This is a genomic window from Caldibacillus debilis DSM 16016, from assembly GCF_000383875.1.
Lineage (GTDB): Bacteria > Bacillota > Bacilli > Bacillales > Caldibacillaceae > Caldibacillus > Caldibacillus debilis.
This window is the reverse complement of record NZ_KB912881.1, coordinates 71,505-89,641: the sequence shown is the minus strand read 5'-3', so window position 1 is coordinate 89,641 and position 18,137 is coordinate 71,505. Positions and strand designations below refer to the sequence as shown.

Below are 18,137 nucleotides of genomic sequence, written 5' to 3'. Positions count from 1 at the left end.
ATAAAATTACGAACTTTTCATACCGAAAGAATACCGTTGAAAAAGGAAGGAAAGCCATGCCGGAGACCCGTATTCCAGATCAAGACGCAAAGGAACAGGCAATGACGGAAAACAATCTGACGAGAATCCATTGGAACGGAAAGGAAATCATCCTTATCGGCACCGCCCATATTTCCAGGCAAAGCGCGGAGCAGGTGAAGGAAGTCATCGAAAGGGAGAGGCCGGATGCCGTTTGCGTGGAATTGGATCGGCAGCGCTATCAGGCGATCACCGAAGGAAACCGTTGGAAGGACATGGACATTTTTCAGGTGATCAAAGAGAAGAAGGCCGCGCTGCTCTTCGCCAACCTGGCCTTGTCCTCTTTCCAGAAACGGATGGCCCGGCAATTCGGCATCAGCCCCGGGCAGGAAATGATCCAGGGGATCGAGTCGGCAAAAGAGACGGGGGCTCGGCTGGTGCTGGCCGACCGGGACATTCAAACGACCTTTTCCCGCATTTGGCACCAAGTGGGATGGAAAGGGAAATCCCTGCTCCTTGCCCAAGTCATTTCCGCCATCTTTTCCCGGGAGACGATTTCCGAGGAAGAATTGGAAAAAATGAAGGAGCAGGACATGATCCAGACGATCCTCCAGGAATTCGCCGACCAATTTCCCGAATTGAAGAAACCCCTTGTTGACGAACGGGATCAATACCTGGCGGAAAAAATCAAAACGGCCCCCGGCGAAAAAATCGTGGCCGTATTGGGCGCGGCCCACGTGCCCGGCGTAATCAGGGAAATTGAAAGGGACCATGATTTGGGGGAACTTGAGGAAGTTCCGGTCAAAAAGAGGAGATTCCACCTTCTCGGTTGGCTGCTTCCGGCGCTGATCGTCGTCCTGATCGCCGCCACCTTTTTTCTCAATCCTTCCGCCGGGGTCGACCAAACCCTCAGCTGGGTTCTGTGGACGGGCAGTTTCTCGGCGGCGGGAGCGGCCGCGGCCTTCGGGCATCCCCTCACGATTTTGACGGCATTTGTGGCCGCCCCGTTGACGACTTTGCATCCGCTCCTGGCTTCCGGTTGGTTTGCCGGGCTCGTCCAGGCGTTCATCCGCAGGCCGAGCGTGAGGGATTTTGAAAACTTGGCCGAAGACATCATGAGCGTAAAAGGGTTTTGGAACAACAAGGTGACCCGGATCTTACTGATCGTGATATTGACCAACATCGCGACTTCCGTCGGCACTTTCATTGCGGGCGTCGATATCGTCCGGCTCTTTTTCCAAAACGTTTGACCGGTCTCTCCCATGGCAAATTTGCAGATGGCGGCAAGGCGGGAAAAACTGCCGGTGAAGCGGCGAAGCGGTCCCGAAATCCCCCGTGCCGGGAACCGGCAAGGCGCAGGGATGTTTGGCGCAGGGGAAGGACGGTTTTGGTTCAACGATGCCTCCTTATGTACCCGAAAAAAGATAACGTCCGTGCGAAAACGCACGAACGTTATCTCGGGAAGGGGGGTATTTTTATGCCGATGATCATGCGCGCCTTTCGCGCACATCCTCTCCAAGGCAGACATCGTTATTTTTTCATATCGATGACCATGCGGCCTTGGATCTTTCCTTCTTCCATTTCCCGGAAGATATCCCGGATTTCTTCCAGTTTGCGGGTTTGAACGACAGGATCGACTTTGCCTTCGGCGGCAAACATGAGCGCTTCTTCCAAATCTTTTCTCGTCCCGACCAGGGAACCGATCACTTGGATGCCGTCCAGGACGGTTTTAACAATTTCCAAATCCATCGTTTCCGGCGGCAATCCGACCCCGACGACTTTGGAAACCGGACGGACGGAATGAACCGCTTGGTTGAAGGCGGTTTTGGAAACGGAAGTTACAACGGCGGCATGGGCACCCCCGAATTCTTCTTGAATCCATTGCGCCGGATCGCCTTTTAAGGAATTGAACGTGAAATCGGCTCCGACTTCCTTGGCCAGGCGCAATTTTTCATCGTTGATGTCGACGGCGATCACTTTGGCGTTGAACACGTTTTTCGCATATTGCACCCCCAAGTTGCCGAGACCGCCGACGCCATAGATGACGATCCATTGCCCGGGTTTGATATCGGAGACTTTGATGGCTTTATAGGTGGTGACACCGGCGCAGGTAATGCTCGTCGCTTTTTTCGGATCCAGTCCGTCGGGGACTTTGACCGCATAATCGGCCTTGACGATGCATTGTTCGGCCATCGCGCCGTCCACCGTGTAACCGGCGTTTTTGACGCTCCGGCAATACGTTTCATTTCCGGTCACGCAATATTCGCAATGTCCGCATCCTTCGTAGAACCAGGCGATGCTGACCCGGTCGCCGACCTTTAAGCTGGTTACCCCGTCGGCGATTTCCCGTACGACCCCGACACCTTCGTGGCCGAGAATCCGCCCGGGAACATGTCCGAAGTCACCCTTGGCCACATGGAGATCCGTATGGCAGACGCCGCAATACTCGATATCGACCAGTGCTTCCCCGTATTGCAGCGGGCGCAAAGTGACATCTTTCACCTCAACAAGTTTGTCTTTGTCCGGGCTCACTACGGCTGCCCTCATTCTGTATTCCTCCTTTGCGGGATAATCAAGCCAAGCTCATTATAACTCGAAAAATGTGATTGTTCAACATTTCACAAACTATGTACATCATTCTTTCCAATAATCGTAAATCTTGAATTTTTTTTGAATATGGGGCACTCCTCCATGGGAAAGGGCCGCAGGCGGGGTTCCCGCCGGATCGATTTTTTCAAGGCCGCCGGGACATCACAGCACAATTCAACAATACTGCCCCTGGCGTCCATCCTTTCCCGAGTTCCCTTCCGGAGCCGGATTCAGCCTTCGCACGACCGAAAATGAAAGCGTTGACATTTCCCGCTTATCGGGTAAGATTAAAGTAGATCACTCCAGGAAGGGACAGAATTTGTCCCTTTTCTTGTATGAAAAAATTGAGTGAGCGCTCAGTCGATCAACGGTCAGGGGTTGCGGTTTTTGCCGGTTTTCCGGGGGACCGGGCGGGCAGCAAACCCGGCAGTGTTTCTTGCCTTACCGGATTTGCCCCGGTTGCAGGAAAACCGGGAGTCTTTGCCATCATGCCTTGGAAAGGGGATTGGGAGAATGGCGCGAACAGTCATCCTCGCCGGAGCGAGGACCCCCTTCGGCAAGCTCGGGGGGGCGTTGAGCGGGCTCACCGCCGCCCAGTTGGGGGGGATTGCCATTAAAGAAACGTTGAAGCGGGGAAATACGGATCCGGAAGAAGTGGAGCATGTGATCCTGGGGACGGTTTTGCAAGGGGGGCAAGGGCAGCTGCCGTCCCGCCAGGCGCTGCGGCTTGCGGGACTTCCCTGGAAGACGAGGACGGAAACGATCAATAAAGTGTGCGCGTCGGGCATGCGCAGCGTGGCCATCGCCGATTTGCTCATCCGCTCCGGGGAGGCGGAGGTCGCCGTGGCCGGCGGCATGGAGTCGATGTCGAACGCGCCCTACATTTTGCCGGATGCCCGGTTCGGTTACCGCATGGGAGATTCGTCGATCAAAGATTTAATGATTTACGACGGCCTGACCTGCAGCTTTACCGGCGTGCATATGGGGCATTACGGGAATCTCGCCGCGCGAGAATTGAAGATTACGAGGGAAAGGCAGGACGAGTGGGCTTTAAGGAGCCACCGGCGGGCCGTTGCGGCGCTGGATTCGGGGCGATTGGCGGAGGAAATCGTCCCCGTGGAAGTTCCCGGGAAGAAGGGGACCGTTCACGTCGTCAAGGAAGACGAGGGGCCGAGGCGGGACACGTCCCTCGAAAAGCTGGCCGCGTTAAAGCCGGCCTTTGACCCGGACGGGACCATTACCGCGGGCAACGCCCCGGGAGTGAACGACGGCGCATGCGCCATGCTTTTGGCAAGCGAAACATACGCGGAAAGGAAAGGGCTGAAGCCCCTCGCCTATCTCATTGCCGGCGCCGAAGTCGCCGTTCCGGCGAAGGATTTTCCGAAAACGCCGGGGCTCGTTATCAAAGAGATCCTGAAAAAAACCGGCAAAGCGGAAGAGGAAATCGACCTGTATGAAATCAACGAAGCCTTCGCGGCGGTCGCCTTGGCTTCCATCCAGATCGCGGGCATCGATCCGGAAAAAGTCAATGTCAACGGCGGGGCGGTCGCACTGGGACATCCGATCGGCGCGAGCGGCGCCCGGATCATCCTCACCCTTGCCTATGAACTGAAAAGGCGGGGCGGCGGCATCGGCGTCGCCGCGATTTGCAGCGGGGGCGGCCAGGGAGACGCGGTCATGATCGAGGTGCCAAAACAATAAGGACGGGGGGATAGGCGGATGGAGATCAAAAACGTCATGGTGGTCGGAAGCGGGCAGATGGGATCCGGCATCGCCCAAGTCTGCGCCCAAGCCGGTTTTACGGTATATTTGCACGACGTATCCGACGAGGCACTGGATAGGGGGATCCAAACGATCGAGGGAAATTTGTCCCGGCAAGTGGAGAAAGGAAGAATGACCGGAGAAGAGATGCGGGCGGTCCTCGGGCGGATCAGAAGAACCGGGGATTTGGCCGATGCGAAACATTGCGACCTGGTCATTGAAGCGGCGACGGAAAATATGCAAGTGAAAACGTCCATTTTCAAAACCCTCGCCGAGGCCGCGCCGGACCATGCGATTTTGGCCACGAACACCTCCTCCTTGCCGATCACGGAAATTGCCGCGGCCACGAAGCGGCCGGAAAAGGTGATCGGGATGCATTTCATGAATCCGGTGCCGGTCATGAAGCTGGTGGAAATCATCCGCGGCTTGGCGACGGCGGAGGAGACCTTTGCCGCGGTCAAAGAGGTGGCGGTGCGGCTCGGGAAGACGCCCGTCGAAGTCAATGACTTTCCCGGTTTCATTTCCAACCGGATCCTCATGCCGATGATCAATGAAGCCGTGTACGCCCTGTATGAAGGGGTGGCGGAGAAAGAGGCGATCGACGAAATCATGAAGCTGGGGATGAACCATCCGATGGGGCCGCTGGAACTGGCGGATTTCATCGGCCTCGACACCTGCCTCTCGATCATGGAAACCCTCCATGAGGGACTCGGCGACGACAAATACCGGCCCTGCCCGCTGCTTCGGAAGTACGTCAAGGCCGGATGGCTGGGGAGAAAGACGGGAAGGGGCTTTTACCAGTATCATTGAAGGAACGGTTTCGACCCGAGATGAAAAAGAAACCGCCGAACTTGGCTTTAGCCAATAGAATGGAAGGAACGGCCGGGATCGTCATCGTTCCCTGCTCAGGAATGCCGGACGTTTCCCAATATCGTCGAAGGAACGGGCCGGTGCCGGAAAATCGGGAAGGAAACCGCTTTGGGGTGAGAGGATGAATTTGAACTTTACGGAAGAACAGCGGATGCTGCAAAGGATGGTCCGGGAATTTGCCGAAAAGGAAATCGTCCCCTTCGTCCCGGAAATGGAAAAGGGCGCCTTTCCCCGGGAAGTTTTGCGCAAGATGGGTTCCCTCGGCCTGATGGGGATCCCGATCCCGGAAAAATACGGCGGCGCAGGGATGGATTTCATCTCCTATATCCTGGCGATTCATGAAATCTCCAAGGTGAGCGCCGCCCTCGGGGTCATTTTGTCCGTGCATACGTCCGTCGGCACGTATCCGATCTTGGCCTTCGGCACGGAAGAACAAAGGCAAAAATACGTCCCGAAATTGGCCCGCGGCGAATATTTGGCCGCCTTTTGCCTGACCGAAGCGAACGCCGGATCCGACGCCAAGGCGATCCGGACCCGGGCGGTGCGGGACGGGGATCATTACGTGATCAACGGCGGAAAAATATTCATCACCAACGGCGGCGAAGCGGATCTTTACATCCTGTTCGCGAAAACCGATCCCGGGCTCGGCAAGGACGGAATCACCGCCTTTATCGTGGAAAAGGGGACGCCGGGCTTCATCGTCGGAAAGGACGAGAAAAAAATGGGCCTGAACGGATCCCGCACCGTTTCTTTGATCTTCGAAAACATGAAAGTGCCCGCCGCGAACCGGCTGGGCGACGAAGGGGAAGGGTTTCGGATCGCCATGGCGAATTTGAATGCCGGACGCATCGGGATCGCTGCCCAAGCTTTGGGCATCGCCGAAGCCGCCTTTGAAAAGGCGGCCGCCTATGCCAAAACACGGCATCAATTCGGCAGGCCGATCGCCGCCCAGCAGGGGATCGCCTTCAAACTGGCGGACATGGAGACGAAAATCGAAGCGGCGAGATTGCTCGTTTACCGGGCGGCCAATCTGTATGCCGAGGGACTCCCCTGCGTCAAGGAAGCGTCGATGGCGAAACTCTTCGCTTCCCAAACGGCGGTGGAAACGGCGACGGAGGCGGTGCAGATTTTCGGCGGGTACGGCTACACGAAGGATTATCCGGCGGAGCGCTATTTCCGCGACGCCAAGGTGACGGAAATTTACGAAGGTACGAGCGAAATCCAACGGAACGTCATCACCAAATGGCTGATGAAGGGAAAATAAATCGGGATACGGAGGAAAAACCATGGATTTTCGTTTATCGGAAGAACATGAAATGATCCGGAAAATGGTCCGGGATTTTGCCGAAAAGGAAGTGGCGCCGAGCGCGGCGGAAAGGGACGAGGAAGAACGGTTCGACCGGGGGATCTTCGAGCAGATGGCCGAACTCGGATTGACCGGGATCCCTTGGCCGGAAGAATACGGCGGCATCGGCAGCGACTTTTTGGCCTACGTCATCGCGGTGGAAGAGCTGTCGAGGGTTTGCGCGTCGACGGGGGTCACCCTGTCCGCCCATCTGTCCCTCGCCAGCTGGCCGATTTATAAATTCGGCACGGAGGAACAGAAGCAAAAATATTTGAAGCCGCTCGCCCAAGGGAAGAAGATCGGGGCCTATTGCCTCACGGAATCCGGTTCCGGATCCGATGCCGGCGCCATGAAAACGACGGCGAAAAAAGAGGGGGATCATTACGTATTAAACGGTTCGAAGATTTTTATCACCAACGGCGGCGTCGCCGAGATTTACATCGTCTTCGCCCTGACCGATCCGGAGCGGAAGCACAAGGGGGTCAGCGCCTTCATCGTGGAGAAGGATTTTCCCGGTTTTAAGGTCGGGAAAAAGGAAAGCAAGCTCGGCATCCGTTCCTCGCCGACGACGGAAATCATTTTCGAAGACTGCATCGTTCCCGCGGAAAATTTGCTGGGGGAAGAAGGGCAAGGCTTCAAAATCGCCATGATGACCTTGGACGGGGGAAGAAACGGCATCGCCGCCCAGGCGGTGGGCATCGCCCAGGGGGCCTTGGACGCGGCGGTCGCCTACGCGAAGGAACGGCATCAATTCGGAAAGCCGATCATCGCCAATCAAGGGATCTCCTTCAAACTGGCGGACATGGCCACCGCGGTGGAAGCGGCCCGCTTGTTGACCTACCAGGCGGCCTGGCTCGAATCCAACGGCCTGCCCTACGGAAAGGCTTCCGCCATGGCCAAATTGTTCGCCGGCGATACGGCGATGAAAGTGACGACGGAAGCGGTGCAGATCTTCGGCGGCTACGGCTATACGAAGGAGTACCCGGTGGAGCGCTTCATGCGCGACGCGAAGATCACCCAGATCTACGAAGGAACCCAGGAAATCCAGCGGCTCGTCATTTCCAGAATGCTGTGACGGGCCGGCGGCGGGAACAAGCGATTTTTAGAGAAGGTTGGTGCTGTCTTTGCCGAATAAACAGGAAGTCCAGGCTACGGTGAAAAACGAAGAATTGATCCGGATCCGAAGGGAACAAATGATCAAGGGGGCCGTATCCCTGTTCAAAGAAAAGGGATTCCACCGGGCGACGACGCGGGAGATCGCCCATGCCTCCGGTTTCAGCATCGGTACCCTCTATGAATACATCCGGAAAAAGGAGGACATTTTGTACCTCGTTTGCGACCAGATTTACGATGAGGTGCAATGGCGGCTCCGCGGGCGGCTGCAGTATCGGCGGGTGACCGCGGAAACGTTAAAAAAGGGGATCGCCGCTTATTTCAAGATCATGGATGAAATGCAGGACGAGGTCCTGGTCATGTACCAGGAGGCGAAATCCTTGTCGAAGGAAGCCCTGCCCCATGTGCTGAACAAAGAGCTGGAGATGGTGGAGATTTTCGTCGACATGATCCGCGCCTTCGTCCGGAGTGAAGGATTGGACGTCCCGGAACCGGCCGTGCGGCTTGCCGCCCATAACATCGTCGTCCAAGGGCAGATGTGGGCCTTCCGCCGCTGGGCGTTAAGAAAGCAATATACGTTGGAGGAATACACCGAGCTGCAAACCCGTTTTTTGCTCAACGCCCTGTGCCCGGATCCGCCGAAAAAGGGGTAAGGCGCCTGCGGGGAAAGGAGGGCACGTCCCTTTTCCGGAATCTTGCGGCGGCTAAAACCCGTCCGCCGGATCAAGGGATGAACGCCGAAAACCATGAAAAAAACCTTCCGCCGGGTCATGGGATTTCCGCGGGGAAGGCAAAGGAAGGGGCACGGGGTTTCCACCGGATCGAACCGTTTCCAAGGGATCCGGACTGGTAAATTGCGGGTCATAAGCGGTGAGCAAGCAAAAACGGGCTGGCCCGATCGGATCCGGACTGCAAATTGCGGGTCTTAAGGAGGTTTTTGGCTTCCCGTCGGACCCGCTTCCAAAAGGTCAGACAAAGGGGTATTTTTCCATTACAAAGGGGAAGCGAAAAGCCGGGATCACCGGCAAATCCGGAAAAAACGGAATCGCGACCGACGACGGACAAAGGGGAGGAGAAAGCGATGGCAACGGAGGCTTATAAAACGGAAGATCATCAGCCGGAGGTTTACAAACCGAAACATCCGGTCCGTTTCGTGACCGCTTCAAGCCTTTTTGACGGCCATGACGCGGCGATCAACATCATGAGGCGCATCCTCCAGGCGAGCGGAGCGGAGGTGATCCACCTCGGTCATAACCGTTCCGTGGAGGAAATCGTCAGCGCCGCCATCCAGGAAGATGTGCAGGGCATCGCCGTTTCATCCTATCAAGGCGGGCATATGGAATTTTTCAAATACATGTACGATCTGCTCCGGGAAAAGGGCGCTTCCCACATCAAGATTTTCGGCGGCGGCGGCGGCGTGATCATCCCGAGGGAGATCCGCGAGCTGGAAGAATACGGCATCGAAAAGATTTTTTCCCCCGATGACGGGAGGAAGATGGGGCTGCAAGGCATGATCAATTACATGCTGGAAAAATGCGATTTCCCGACGGTCTCCGGAAAAATTTCCTTCCGGCCGGAGGAATTGAAAAGGGGCGACCCGCGGGTGATCGCCAGACTGATCACCTTGGCCGAGCTGGAAACCGGGAAGGAGCCGGGGGAGACGCCGGCGGTTTTGCAGGAAATCAAACGCATGGAAAAAAAGATTCCGGTGCTCGGCATTACCGGCACCGGGGGAGCGGGAAAAAGCTCTTTGACGGACGAACTCGTCCGCCGGTTCCTCAATGAAATCCAAGCTATGAAGATCGCCATTCTCTCCGTTGACCCGACGAAACAAAAGACCGGCGGGGCGCTGCTCGGGGACCGGATCCGCATGAACGCCATTTTCAATCCCCGGGTTTACATGCGCAGCCTGGCCACGAGAAAGTCGCGGAGCGAACTTTCTTTGGCGATCAAGGACGCCCTGTCGATCGTCAAAGCGGCGGATTTTGATTTGATCATCGTCGAGACGAGCGGCATCGGCCAAGGGGACGCGGAAATCGCTGCGATCAGCGACATTTCCCTGTATGTGATGACCAGCGAGTTCGGCGCGCCGTCCCAGCTGGAAAAGATCGACATGATCGATTATGCCGATTTTGTCGTCATCAACAAATTTGACCGGACGGGTTCCGAGGACGCGAAACGCCTTGTGCAGAAGCAATATCAACGAAGCCGCGGCCTGTTCGGCCGGAGCTACGAAGAAATGCCGGTTTACGGAACGATCGCCAGCCAATTCAACGACCCGGGCGTGAACAACTTGTTCAAGGCGCTGGTGGACAAGATCAATGAAACCTTCGGCACGAGCTACAAAACCCGTTACTCCGGAAATGAGGATGTCCGGAACCGGCATGTGATCATTCCCCCGAACCGCCGTTATTATTTGCGGGAGATCGCCGACACGGTCCGGAATTACCATAAAAGGGCGGAGGAGCAGGTACGGATCGCCCGCCGGCTGTTCCAAATCGAAGGGGCGCTGGCCCTGGCCAGGGAAAGGAAGACGAATCCCCTCGTCATCGAAGAACTGGAAAAGATGCGGAAGGAGACGGAGGAAAAGCTGTCTCCGGAATCGAAGCGGATCTTGGAAAACTGGGAGGATTTGAAAGAAAAATACAACGGCGACCGGTTCGTCACCCAAATCCGCGGCCGGGAGATCGTCACCGAATTGAAGAGCGAAACCCTCTCCGGGCTTTTCATCCCGAAGGTGGCCCTGCCGAAGTTTAAGGATTACGGGGAAATTTTGCGCTGGGTCTATAAAGAAAATGTGCCGGGGGCTTTCCCCTATACCGCCGGGGTTTTCCCCTTCAAGCGGAAGGAGGAGGACCCGAAGCGGCAATTTGCCGGGGAAGGGACGCCGGAACGGACGAACCGCCGGTTCCATTACCTGTGCAAGGACGACCGGGCGAAACGCCTTTCCACCGCCTTCGATTCGGTCACCCTGTACGGGGAAGATCCCGACACCCGGCCGGACATTTACGGGAAAATCGGGGAGAGCGGCGTAAGCGTTTGCACCCTGGACGACATGAAAAAATTGTACGCCGGCTTCGATTTGTGCGATCCGCTGACCTCCGTTTCCATGACGATCAACGGGCCGGCTCCCATTCTGCTCGCCATGTTCATGAATACGGCCATCGACCAGCAGGTGGAAAAGAGGGAAAAGGAATTGGGCCGGAAGCTGACGGAGGAAGAATACGAGGAAGTGAAGGCGAGGACCCTGTCGACGGTCCGGGGGACGGTCCAGGCCGATATCTTGAAGGAGGATCAGGGGCAGAACACGTGCATTTTTTCCACGGAGTTCGCCTTAAGGATGATGGGCGACATTCAGCAGTATTTCATCGATCACAAAGTGAAGAACTATTATTCCGTTTCCATCTCCGGCTACCATATCGCCGAGGCGGGCGCGAACCCGATCACCCAGCTCGCCTTCACCCTGGCCAACGGATTCACCTATGTGGAGTATTATTTGAGCCGCGGGATGCATGTGGACGATTTCGCGCCGAACCTGTCCTTCTTCTTTTCCAACGGCCTCGATCCGGAATACAGCGTCATCGGCCGGGTCGCCAGGAGGATTTGGGCCATCGTCATGAAGGAAAAATACGGGGCGAACGAGCGGAGCCAGAAGTTGAAATACCATATTCAGACCTCGGGACGTTCCCTGCATGCCCAGGAGATCGACTTCAACGACATCCGGACGACGCTGCAGGCGCTGATGGCCATTTACGATAACTGCAATTCCCTGCATACGAACGCCTACGACGAGGCGATCACGACGCCGACGGAGGAATCGGTGCGCCGGGCGATGGCCATCCAACTGATCATCACGAAGGAATACGGCCTCGCCAAAAACGAAAACCCGCTGCAAGGATCCTTTATCATAGAAGAATTGACGGATCTCGTCGAGGAAGCGGTGCTGATGGAATTCGAGCGGATCAACGACCGCGGCGGCGTTTTGGGCGCGATGGAAAGCCAGTACCAGCGCGGGAAAATCCAGGACGAATCGATGCTGTACGAAACGAAGAAGCATTCCGGGGAGCTGCCGATCATCGGGGTGAATACCTTTTTGAACCCGAACCGGGAGGCCGAGGAAGAGCTGGACGAATTGCCGCTCGCCCGGGCGACGAAGGAAGAAAAGGATTTGCAGATTAAAAATTTGCGGGAATTCCAGGAAAAACATAAGGGGGAAGCAGAAGCGGCCCTGGAACGGCTGAAGGAGACGGCCAGAAGCGGCGGAAACATTTTCGCCGAGCTGATGGAGACGGTGAAGGTGGCCAGCCTCGGCCAGATTACGAAAGCCCTGTACGAGGTCGGCGGCCAATACCGGCGGAATATTTGATGAAGGAACAAACCATCAAATTTTCCAATGACGATGCCTTCTCCCGCGGCGAAATGCTTTGGCGGCGAGTGTTCCAAGAAGCGTAAACAATTAAAGAAAGGAAACAAAAATCGAGCATAATGGGCCATCCGATCCCCGCGGATCCGGGGGATCGGCCGTCCCTCCAGGTTTTCCGGCCGGCGTCGTCCGCCGGCTTCCCTTTTTCCGCGAGAAAAATATACTATAAGTTTGCGATTTTCATTATAATAAATAGAAGAAATATGGCATCGGACGGAGTCCGGGAAGTGAAAGAGAGCGCCTGTCCGCTGTCCGCGGATGCTTTCGTCCGCCCGGCCGAAGGCCGATGCCCACGGGCGTCCGTCCTTGACCGGGCATCATTGAAGTTTTTTCCGATCTTACATATTGCGGCATGAACGGAGCGTTTTCCGGATAAACCGCCTGTCGCCAGACGGCCATTTTGTTGATCAGGAAGTGAAAGGAACGTTGAAAATCATCGTCACCATCATCATTTTGTCTTCGTTGTTCTTTCTCGTTTCATTTTTTTATAATAAACAGTTGGGGGCCATTCCCTTTCTTCTTTTGTCCATTGTTTTTATCGGATTGGCCTGGAAAGTTTGGAACAATAAATCAAACGAACAAAAGAAGGACGGATGGTACGAAAAAAATGGAAAAACCTGAGTGCAACTGGCATAAACCCCTGCCGTTTGTTTATAATGGGTATTATCCTTCGCTTGTTTCATGATGCGCGGATGACCGCCTGACGGAAACCGAAACGAAAGGGAGTGTGAATGGTGAGCATCAAACAATTGGATAAACAAGAATTGGAAGAAATGTCGTTGACGGAAATCGCCTACGAAATCTTGTCGGAGAAGAAACAGCCCCTGCCCTTCCGGGAGCTGCTCGACGAAGTCGCCGCCCTCCTCGGGATGCCCGAAGAGAAAAAGGAAGAAATTGCCGCCCAATTTTACACCGATCTGAACATCGAAGGGAAATTCCTGAACATCGGCGGCAACACATGGGGGATCAAGAGCTGGTTTCCGGTCGACCAGATCGAAGACGAAATCGTCCCGACCGTCCGTTCGAAGAAAAAGGCGAAACTCGATGAGGATGAAGGCCTCGACGATCTGGATCAATATGAGGAAGAAGATCTCGTCTATGAGGAAGAACTGGACGAATATGACGAATTGGACGAAGACTATTTGGATGACGATGATGTTTTGGATCCCGAAGCGGAAGACGAGGATTTCCCCGCCGGCCTCGATGACGAAGACGAAGATCTTTTGCTGGATGAGGACCTGGACGATGACCTTTTGATCGGCGGCGAAGAGGAAGAGGAATGATCCGGCGCCTTCCGGACCGCTTTGATGACGGAAGGATTCCCGCGGGAAAATTTTTCCCGGCAAGGGCCATTCAACGGGGAGGCGCCTTATCCTATCCTTGCCTTGACTTTTTTTCATTCTGTTTGTATTATTTGGACTGGGCACTATTTTTTTAAAACCTATCGGCATGAAAAACGGATATGCTCCCTTACGATGAGTAAGCGGAGTTTTTTATTTTTTTGCATGCATTGCGGGCGATGAATGAAAAGGAGGAAACATGGATGACGAAGTATGTATTTGTAACCGGCGGCGTCGTATCATCATTGGGAAAAGGGATCATCGCCGCTTCCTTGGGATTGCTGTTGAAAAAACGGGGGCTCAAGGTCACCATCCAAAAATTCGACCCTTATATCAACGTCGATCCCGGCACGATGAGCCCCTATCAGCACGGGGAAGTATTCGTCACCGACGACGGGGCGGAAACGGATTTGGATCTCGGCCACTATGAGCGTTTCATCGACATCAATCTGAACAAATATTCCAATGTGACGACGGGGAAAATTTATTCTTCGGTCTTGAAGAAGGAGCGCCGCGGCGATTATTTGGGCGCTACGGTCCAAGTCATTCCCCACATTACCAATGAAATTAAGGATCGGGTCTTTCAGGCGGGTAAGGAGACGAAGGCGGACGTGGTGATCACCGAGATCGGCGGCACCGTCGGCGACATCGAATCCCTGCCCTTTTTGGAGGCGATCCGGCAGATGAAAAGCGATGTGGGGCCGGATCGGGTCCTGTACATCCATTGCACCCTCGTTCCCTACATTAAGGCGGCGGGGGAAATGAAGACGAAGCCGACGCAGCACAGCGTCAAAGAATTGCGCAGCCTCGGCATCCAGCCGAACATCATCGTCCTCCGGACGGAACATCCGATCTCTGAAGACATGAGGGACAAAATCGCCCTCTTTTGCGACATCGACAAAGAAGCGGTCATTGAATCCAGGGATGCGGACATCCTGTATTCCGTCCCCCTCGCCTTGAAGGAACAGGGGTTTGATGAGATCGTCTGCCGGCATTTCGGCCTGGCCACGAAGGAACCGGATTTGCGCGACTGGGAGCAGCTGATCGAAAAAATAAGAAACTTGTCGAAAACCGTTCGCATCGCCCTCGTCGGGAAATATGTCGAACTGCAGGACGCCTATATTTCCGTTGTCGAATCGCTGCGCCACGCCGGCTACCGGTTTGACGCCGACGTCCAGGTCCAATGGGTCAATTCGGAATTTTTGACGGAGGAAAACTGTGCGGACGAGCTCAAGGGAGCCGACGGCATCCTCGTTCCCGGCGGATTCGGCGACCGGGGCATCGAAGGGAAGATTTTGGCGATCAAATACGCCCGGGAAAATAAAATCCCCTTCTTCGGCATTTGTTTGGGCATGCAGATGGCTTCCGTGGAATTCGCCCGCCACGTGGCCGGCTTGGAAGGGGCCCATTCTTCGGAAATCAACCCGGAAACCCCCTATCCGGTCATCGACTTGCTCCCCGAACAGAAGGAGATTGAAGAAAAGGGAGGAACGCTGCGGCTGGGCTTATATCCCTGCAAATTGAAGGAAAACACGAAGGCCTTTGCGGCGTACCAGGATGAGGTGGTCTACGAACGCCACCGCCACCGCTACGAATTTAACAATGAATTCCGGGAACTTTTCGAAAGCAAGGGATTCGTCTTTTCCGGACTGAGTCCCGATGAGCGCCTGGTGGAAATCATCGAATTGGAGGACCACCCTTGGTTCGTGGCCTGCCAGTTCCATCCCGAATTCAAATCCCGGCCGACAAGGCCCCATCCCTTGTTCCGGGAGTTTATCCGTTCCGCATTAAACCATAAAGAAAACCGGACGGCGGGCGAATGACGCCATCATGCGGGCTTCCGAAAGGAAGCCCATTTTTTGCGCCGCGTGCCCAGAAAAGTGCGCATCTTCTGGCCGGCGGAAGTCCGGTCGCGGGAGGGGCCAAGCCCCCCGCAACCGGGAGCCTAGGTACGGAGAAATCTGCGCGCAGAAGCGCATCGACGAAAGTACCTGTCGGAGACAGGGCGAGCAACATGCCAGGCCGTAACATGAAGTGAATCCCGCCGCGTCGTCAAAAAGGCCTCAAATTAGGAGCTTTTATTTGTTAGGGTGTGAGTGAAGAGTGAAGATAAAAAAGACGGGAATAATCGTCTTGTTAATTCTTGTTGGTTGTATTGGTTCGCTAGTTACATGGTATAAATATTCTACAGCTAGTGAAAAAAGTTATCATATCAATGAGCATAAAATCGTTGAGGCGAGTAAGGTTAGCTCTTTAAAGATTGATACTAATTCAATTAACACCCATGTCATTGTTCAAAACGATAAGGAAAATATTAAGTTGTATCTAAGTGGTAAAGTTGAAAATAAAAAAGATATATATTTTTCTTCTAAATTAGATCATAGGAGATTAAAAGTAGAAGCAAAATATCAAGATTCTTTTAAAATTTCGAAAGATCGAACTGAGCTGGAACTTAAAATATTTGTACCTGTTCAATTGGTTAACTTGATAGTTAGTTCTCTATCTGGGGATATCAAGATAAAAGATATTAATTGCCGAACAATAGACATTCATACAAAATCCGGGACGATTGACATGAGTGGCATTGTAGCAAAAAATGATTTATTACTTAAAACATCTTCTGGAAATATTGTTATAGATAAAAGCATTGCCGGAAATAGTAAGATGAAAACTAGTTCAGGTGATATGATGATATCAAATGTGAATACACAAACGTTACATGTAGAGAGTGGTTCTGGAGATATAGATATCAATAGCGAAAAAATCAAGAACTCCATAAATATACAAACAGATAGTGGAAACATATATTTAATTTCGCAGGAGAAACCTAATGATATTAAATTGGATTTCTCTAGTCATACCGGTGAAGTGTCTTTTGTAAATATAGACAATTTTAAATACATGATCCAAAAAGAAAACCAGGTTCAAGGAGTAATAGGTTCTGGTCGTGCAAGCGTTAAAGTTATATCAAAATCAGGAAATCTTAAATTTTCATCATCTAAATAATCTCTTGGTGCTAGTTTGTTCAACCAGCACCAAGGTAACAAGCGTATAAGCCAATAAAATACCGTCTCATGCAGCTTCAAAGCTTTCGACAGGATTCTCCCTTTTTGAAGGGACCCGCGGAAAGGATTCGGGCCCGCGCGGCAACGGGAAGAAGAGACTTCATCGGCGGGTTTCCCCGTGCCGAAGAAAAGTTTCCGGTTTCTTTTGAAGGCTTTCCCGGCGCGGACGGCCATCAGGCTTGAAAAACCAGGGACCCCCCGATTTGATAGGGGCTTCCGGACGCCGGCCGGAAGCGTGATGGGGGGCGTTTAAAAATGCCCTTGCCATTCGGTTCATCAGCCCGGAACCGTTTTTTGTCCGGAAAGGGCGGGTCCGGATAAAAAAATTCCCCGGAATCCGCAAGATCCCGGGAAACCGTCGGCCTTCACCGTCGGGATTTGAGCCGCAAGAAATTATTGGGCGTTTGCCGTTCAATCCGCCGCGCCCGGCTTCGGATCCAAGAAGCGGGCCATCAGGATGAGATCCTCGTAGCTTCCGTCTTCCCGTTTGATCTCCTTTCTTTTTTTTCCTTCCACCGTAAAGCCGAAAGATTCATATAAGCCGATCGCTGCCCTGTTCCGGGCGAAAACTTCGAGATTGATCTTTTCCAAGCGGGGATGGTTTTCCGCCCAGCCGATGAGGCAGCCCAGCAGCGCTTTGCCCACGCCCTGGCCGCGGAAGCCGGAACGGACGCTCATCCCGAAGGAACCTTGATGGTTCAGCCGCTTTTTCTTCCCACCGTGAAAATCCAAAAATCCGATGATTTCCCCTTCCCATTCGGCCACGATGGCCAGCCGGTCCGGATCATCCGCCATCTGTTGCAAATGCCGTTTTTCCTCTTCGACGGACATCATCAATTCCTCCGGTGTTGTGACAAGGAAGGGAGATTCCGCCAATATTTCCTTCATGTAGGCCAAAACCTTTTCCCCGTCGGAAGGAAGGGCGGTGCGGACGGCGAAAACCCTTCCGTCTTTCAGGCTTCCCTTTTTCCCCTCGATTCTTCCCACATGTACGGCCTCCTGTCATTCCGATTCTTCCAGGATCTCGTCGATCAGCAATTTGATATTATGATAAACATAAAGGGCGCAAATCAGATGCGGGTATCCGGTTCTTCCTCCGGTTTCCGTCGGGACGAGCCCCTTTTCCACATGGAGGGGGATGAACACGTCGGCGATGGTCGACAAATCCTTGTCCGCGGCCGGATTCGGCTGCAAGGCATGGGATGATACGGCCACAAACGGGATGTCCTTTTCCGCCAAGGCATGCCCGATTTTCAATGCCTCTTCGTCGTTGGCGTAGCGGGTGAACACGATGACCCGGTCCGCCGGATGGAGTTCATGGACCGATTCGGGCGTCAGTTCCTTCAATTTCGCCAAAGGTTCCTGTCCCTGGGAAGCTTCATGATATACGCCCTTCATTTCCTTATCCCCATACAGATAGATATGCCCTTCGCCGACAAGGGCCTGGGCCAGCAGTCTGGCGGCATCTTCCAATGAAAATTCTGCGCTGTCTTCGATCTTCTTCAGGCGTCCGATCAATTGGGTGGTAAAAATTTTCAGCACGGTAGACCCCTCCCTCCATATTTTATCAAGTATTTTAGCAAAAAATATCCGGGAGGATGCAAGAATGATTA

At 54.0% G+C, this 18,137-nt stretch carries 14 protein-coding genes; 11 read left to right on the top strand and 3 right to left on the bottom strand.

The annotated features are described in order from the left end of the window. Positions 1-101 precede the first annotated feature (101 nt). The gene (locus A3EQ_RS0105570; protein ID WP_026499768.1) at positions 102-1,268 is read left to right on the top strand and encodes a TraB/GumN family protein; all 1,167 of its coding nucleotides are present in this window, start codon (positions 102-104) and stop codon (positions 1,266-1,268) included. A 280-nt stretch (positions 1,269-1,548) separates the two neighbouring features. Here A3EQ_RS0105570 and adhP read toward each other — a convergent pair whose 3' ends face one another. After that, positions 1,549-2,565, bottom strand: a complete 1,017-nt coding sequence (gene adhP / locus A3EQ_RS0105565) for an alcohol dehydrogenase AdhP (protein WP_020154197.1) — start codon at positions 2,563-2,565, stop codon at positions 1,549-1,551. Positions 2,566-3,120: 555 nt separating this feature from the next. Here adhP and A3EQ_RS0105560 point away from each other — a divergent pair. The 10 genes from A3EQ_RS0105560 to A3EQ_RS0105485 all read left to right on the top strand — a co-directional run bounded on the left by A3EQ_RS0105560 (position 3,121) and on the right by A3EQ_RS0105485 (position 16,465). Further along, positions 3,121-4,308 (top strand): acetyl-CoA C-acetyltransferase, encoded by a 1,188-nt coding sequence (locus A3EQ_RS0105560; protein ID WP_020154196.1) that lies wholly within the window; start codon positions 3,121-3,123, stop codon positions 4,306-4,308. An 18-nt stretch (positions 4,309-4,326) separates the two neighbouring features. Further along, the gene (locus A3EQ_RS0105555) at positions 4,327-5,178 is read left to right on the top strand and encodes a 3-hydroxybutyryl-CoA dehydrogenase (protein ID WP_020154195.1); all 852 of its coding nucleotides are present in this window, start codon (positions 4,327-4,329) and stop codon (positions 5,176-5,178) included. Positions 5,179-5,359: 181 nt separating this feature from the next. Then, on the top strand, positions 5,360-6,502 hold the full coding sequence (locus A3EQ_RS0105545) for an acyl-CoA dehydrogenase (protein WP_020154193.1): 1,143 nt from the start codon (positions 5,360-5,362) through the stop codon (positions 6,500-6,502). A 22-nt stretch (positions 6,503-6,524) separates the two neighbouring features. Beyond that, a complete protein-coding gene (locus tag A3EQ_RS0105540) occupies positions 6,525-7,658 on the top strand; it encodes an acyl-CoA dehydrogenase (RefSeq protein WP_020154192.1) in 1,134 nt (377 codons plus the stop codon). Between the two features lie 49 nt (positions 7,659-7,707). Beyond that, positions 7,708-8,349 (top strand): TetR/AcrR family transcriptional regulator, encoded by a 642-nt coding sequence (locus A3EQ_RS0105535; protein ID WP_040369145.1) that lies wholly within the window; start codon positions 7,708-7,710, stop codon positions 8,347-8,349. Positions 8,350-8,777: 428 nt separating this feature from the next. Then, positions 8,778-12,062 (top strand): fused isobutyryl-CoA mutase/GTPase IcmF, encoded by a 3,285-nt coding sequence (gene icmF / locus A3EQ_RS0105520; RefSeq protein WP_020154188.1) that lies wholly within the window; start codon positions 8,778-8,780, stop codon positions 12,060-12,062. A 483-nt stretch (positions 12,063-12,545) separates the two neighbouring features. After that, complete coding sequence (locus A3EQ_RS20675; RefSeq protein WP_026499767.1) at positions 12,546-12,740, top strand: hypothetical protein; 195 nt, start codon at positions 12,546-12,548, stop codon at positions 12,738-12,740. Between the two features lie 110 nt (positions 12,741-12,850). Then, positions 12,851-13,402 carry a DNA-directed RNA polymerase subunit delta gene (gene rpoE, locus A3EQ_RS0105500; RefSeq protein ID WP_020154185.1) on the top strand — a complete coding sequence of 184 codons (552 nt, stop codon included), beginning with the start codon at positions 12,851-12,853 and terminating at the stop codon, positions 13,400-13,402. A gap of 260 nt (positions 13,403-13,662) precedes the next feature. Next, entirely contained in the window at positions 13,663-15,282 is a 1,620-nt protein-coding gene (locus A3EQ_RS0105490) for a CTP synthase (RefSeq protein WP_020154183.1), read from the top strand. Between the two features lie 280 nt (positions 15,283-15,562). Beyond that, the gene (locus A3EQ_RS0105485; RefSeq protein ID WP_020154182.1) at positions 15,563-16,465 is read left to right on the top strand and encodes a DUF4097 family beta strand repeat-containing protein; all 903 of its coding nucleotides are present in this window, start codon (positions 15,563-15,565) and stop codon (positions 16,463-16,465) included. 470 nt (positions 16,466-16,935) lie between these two features. Here A3EQ_RS0105485 and A3EQ_RS0105475 read toward each other — a convergent pair whose 3' ends face one another. Both A3EQ_RS0105475 and A3EQ_RS0105470 read right to left on the bottom strand, forming a co-directional pair. Next, the gene (locus tag A3EQ_RS0105475) at positions 16,936-17,511 is read right to left on the bottom strand and encodes a GNAT family N-acetyltransferase (RefSeq protein ID WP_020154180.1); all 576 of its coding nucleotides are present in this window, start codon (positions 17,509-17,511) and stop codon (positions 16,936-16,938) included. Positions 17,512-17,526: 15 nt separating this feature from the next. Further along, positions 17,527-18,066 carry a DUF2529 domain-containing protein gene (locus A3EQ_RS0105470; RefSeq protein ID WP_020154179.1) on the bottom strand — a complete coding sequence of 180 codons (540 nt, stop codon included), beginning with the start codon at positions 18,064-18,066 and terminating at the stop codon, positions 17,527-17,529. Positions 18,067-18,137 lie beyond the last annotated feature (71 nt).

Coding starts and splice junctions, on each gene's coding strand:
- A3EQ_RS0105570 (WP_026499768.1), top strand. CDS start 102: ATGACGGAAAACAATCTGACGAGAATCCATTGGAACGGAAAGGAAATC.
- A3EQ_RS0105560 (WP_020154196.1), top strand. CDS start 3,121: ATGGCGCGAACAGTCATCCTCGCCGGAGCGAGGACCCCCTTCGGCAAG.
- adhP (WP_020154197.1), bottom strand. CDS start 2,565: ATGAGGGCAGCCGTAGTGAGCCCGGACAAAGACAAACTTGTTGAGGTG.
- A3EQ_RS0105545 (WP_020154193.1), top strand. CDS start 5,360: ATGAATTTGAACTTTACGGAAGAACAGCGGATGCTGCAAAGGATGGTC.
- icmF (WP_020154188.1), top strand. CDS start 8,778: ATGGCAACGGAGGCTTATAAAACGGAAGATCATCAGCCGGAGGTTTAC.
- A3EQ_RS0105540 (WP_020154192.1), top strand. CDS start 6,525: ATGGATTTTCGTTTATCGGAAGAACATGAAATGATCCGGAAAATGGTC.
- rpoE (WP_020154185.1), top strand. CDS start 12,851: ATGGTGAGCATCAAACAATTGGATAAACAAGAATTGGAAGAAATGTCG.
- A3EQ_RS0105555 (WP_020154195.1), top strand. CDS start 4,327: ATGGAGATCAAAAACGTCATGGTGGTCGGAAGCGGGCAGATGGGATCC.
- A3EQ_RS0105490 (WP_020154183.1), top strand. CDS start 13,663: ATGACGAAGTATGTATTTGTAACCGGCGGCGTCGTATCATCATTGGGA.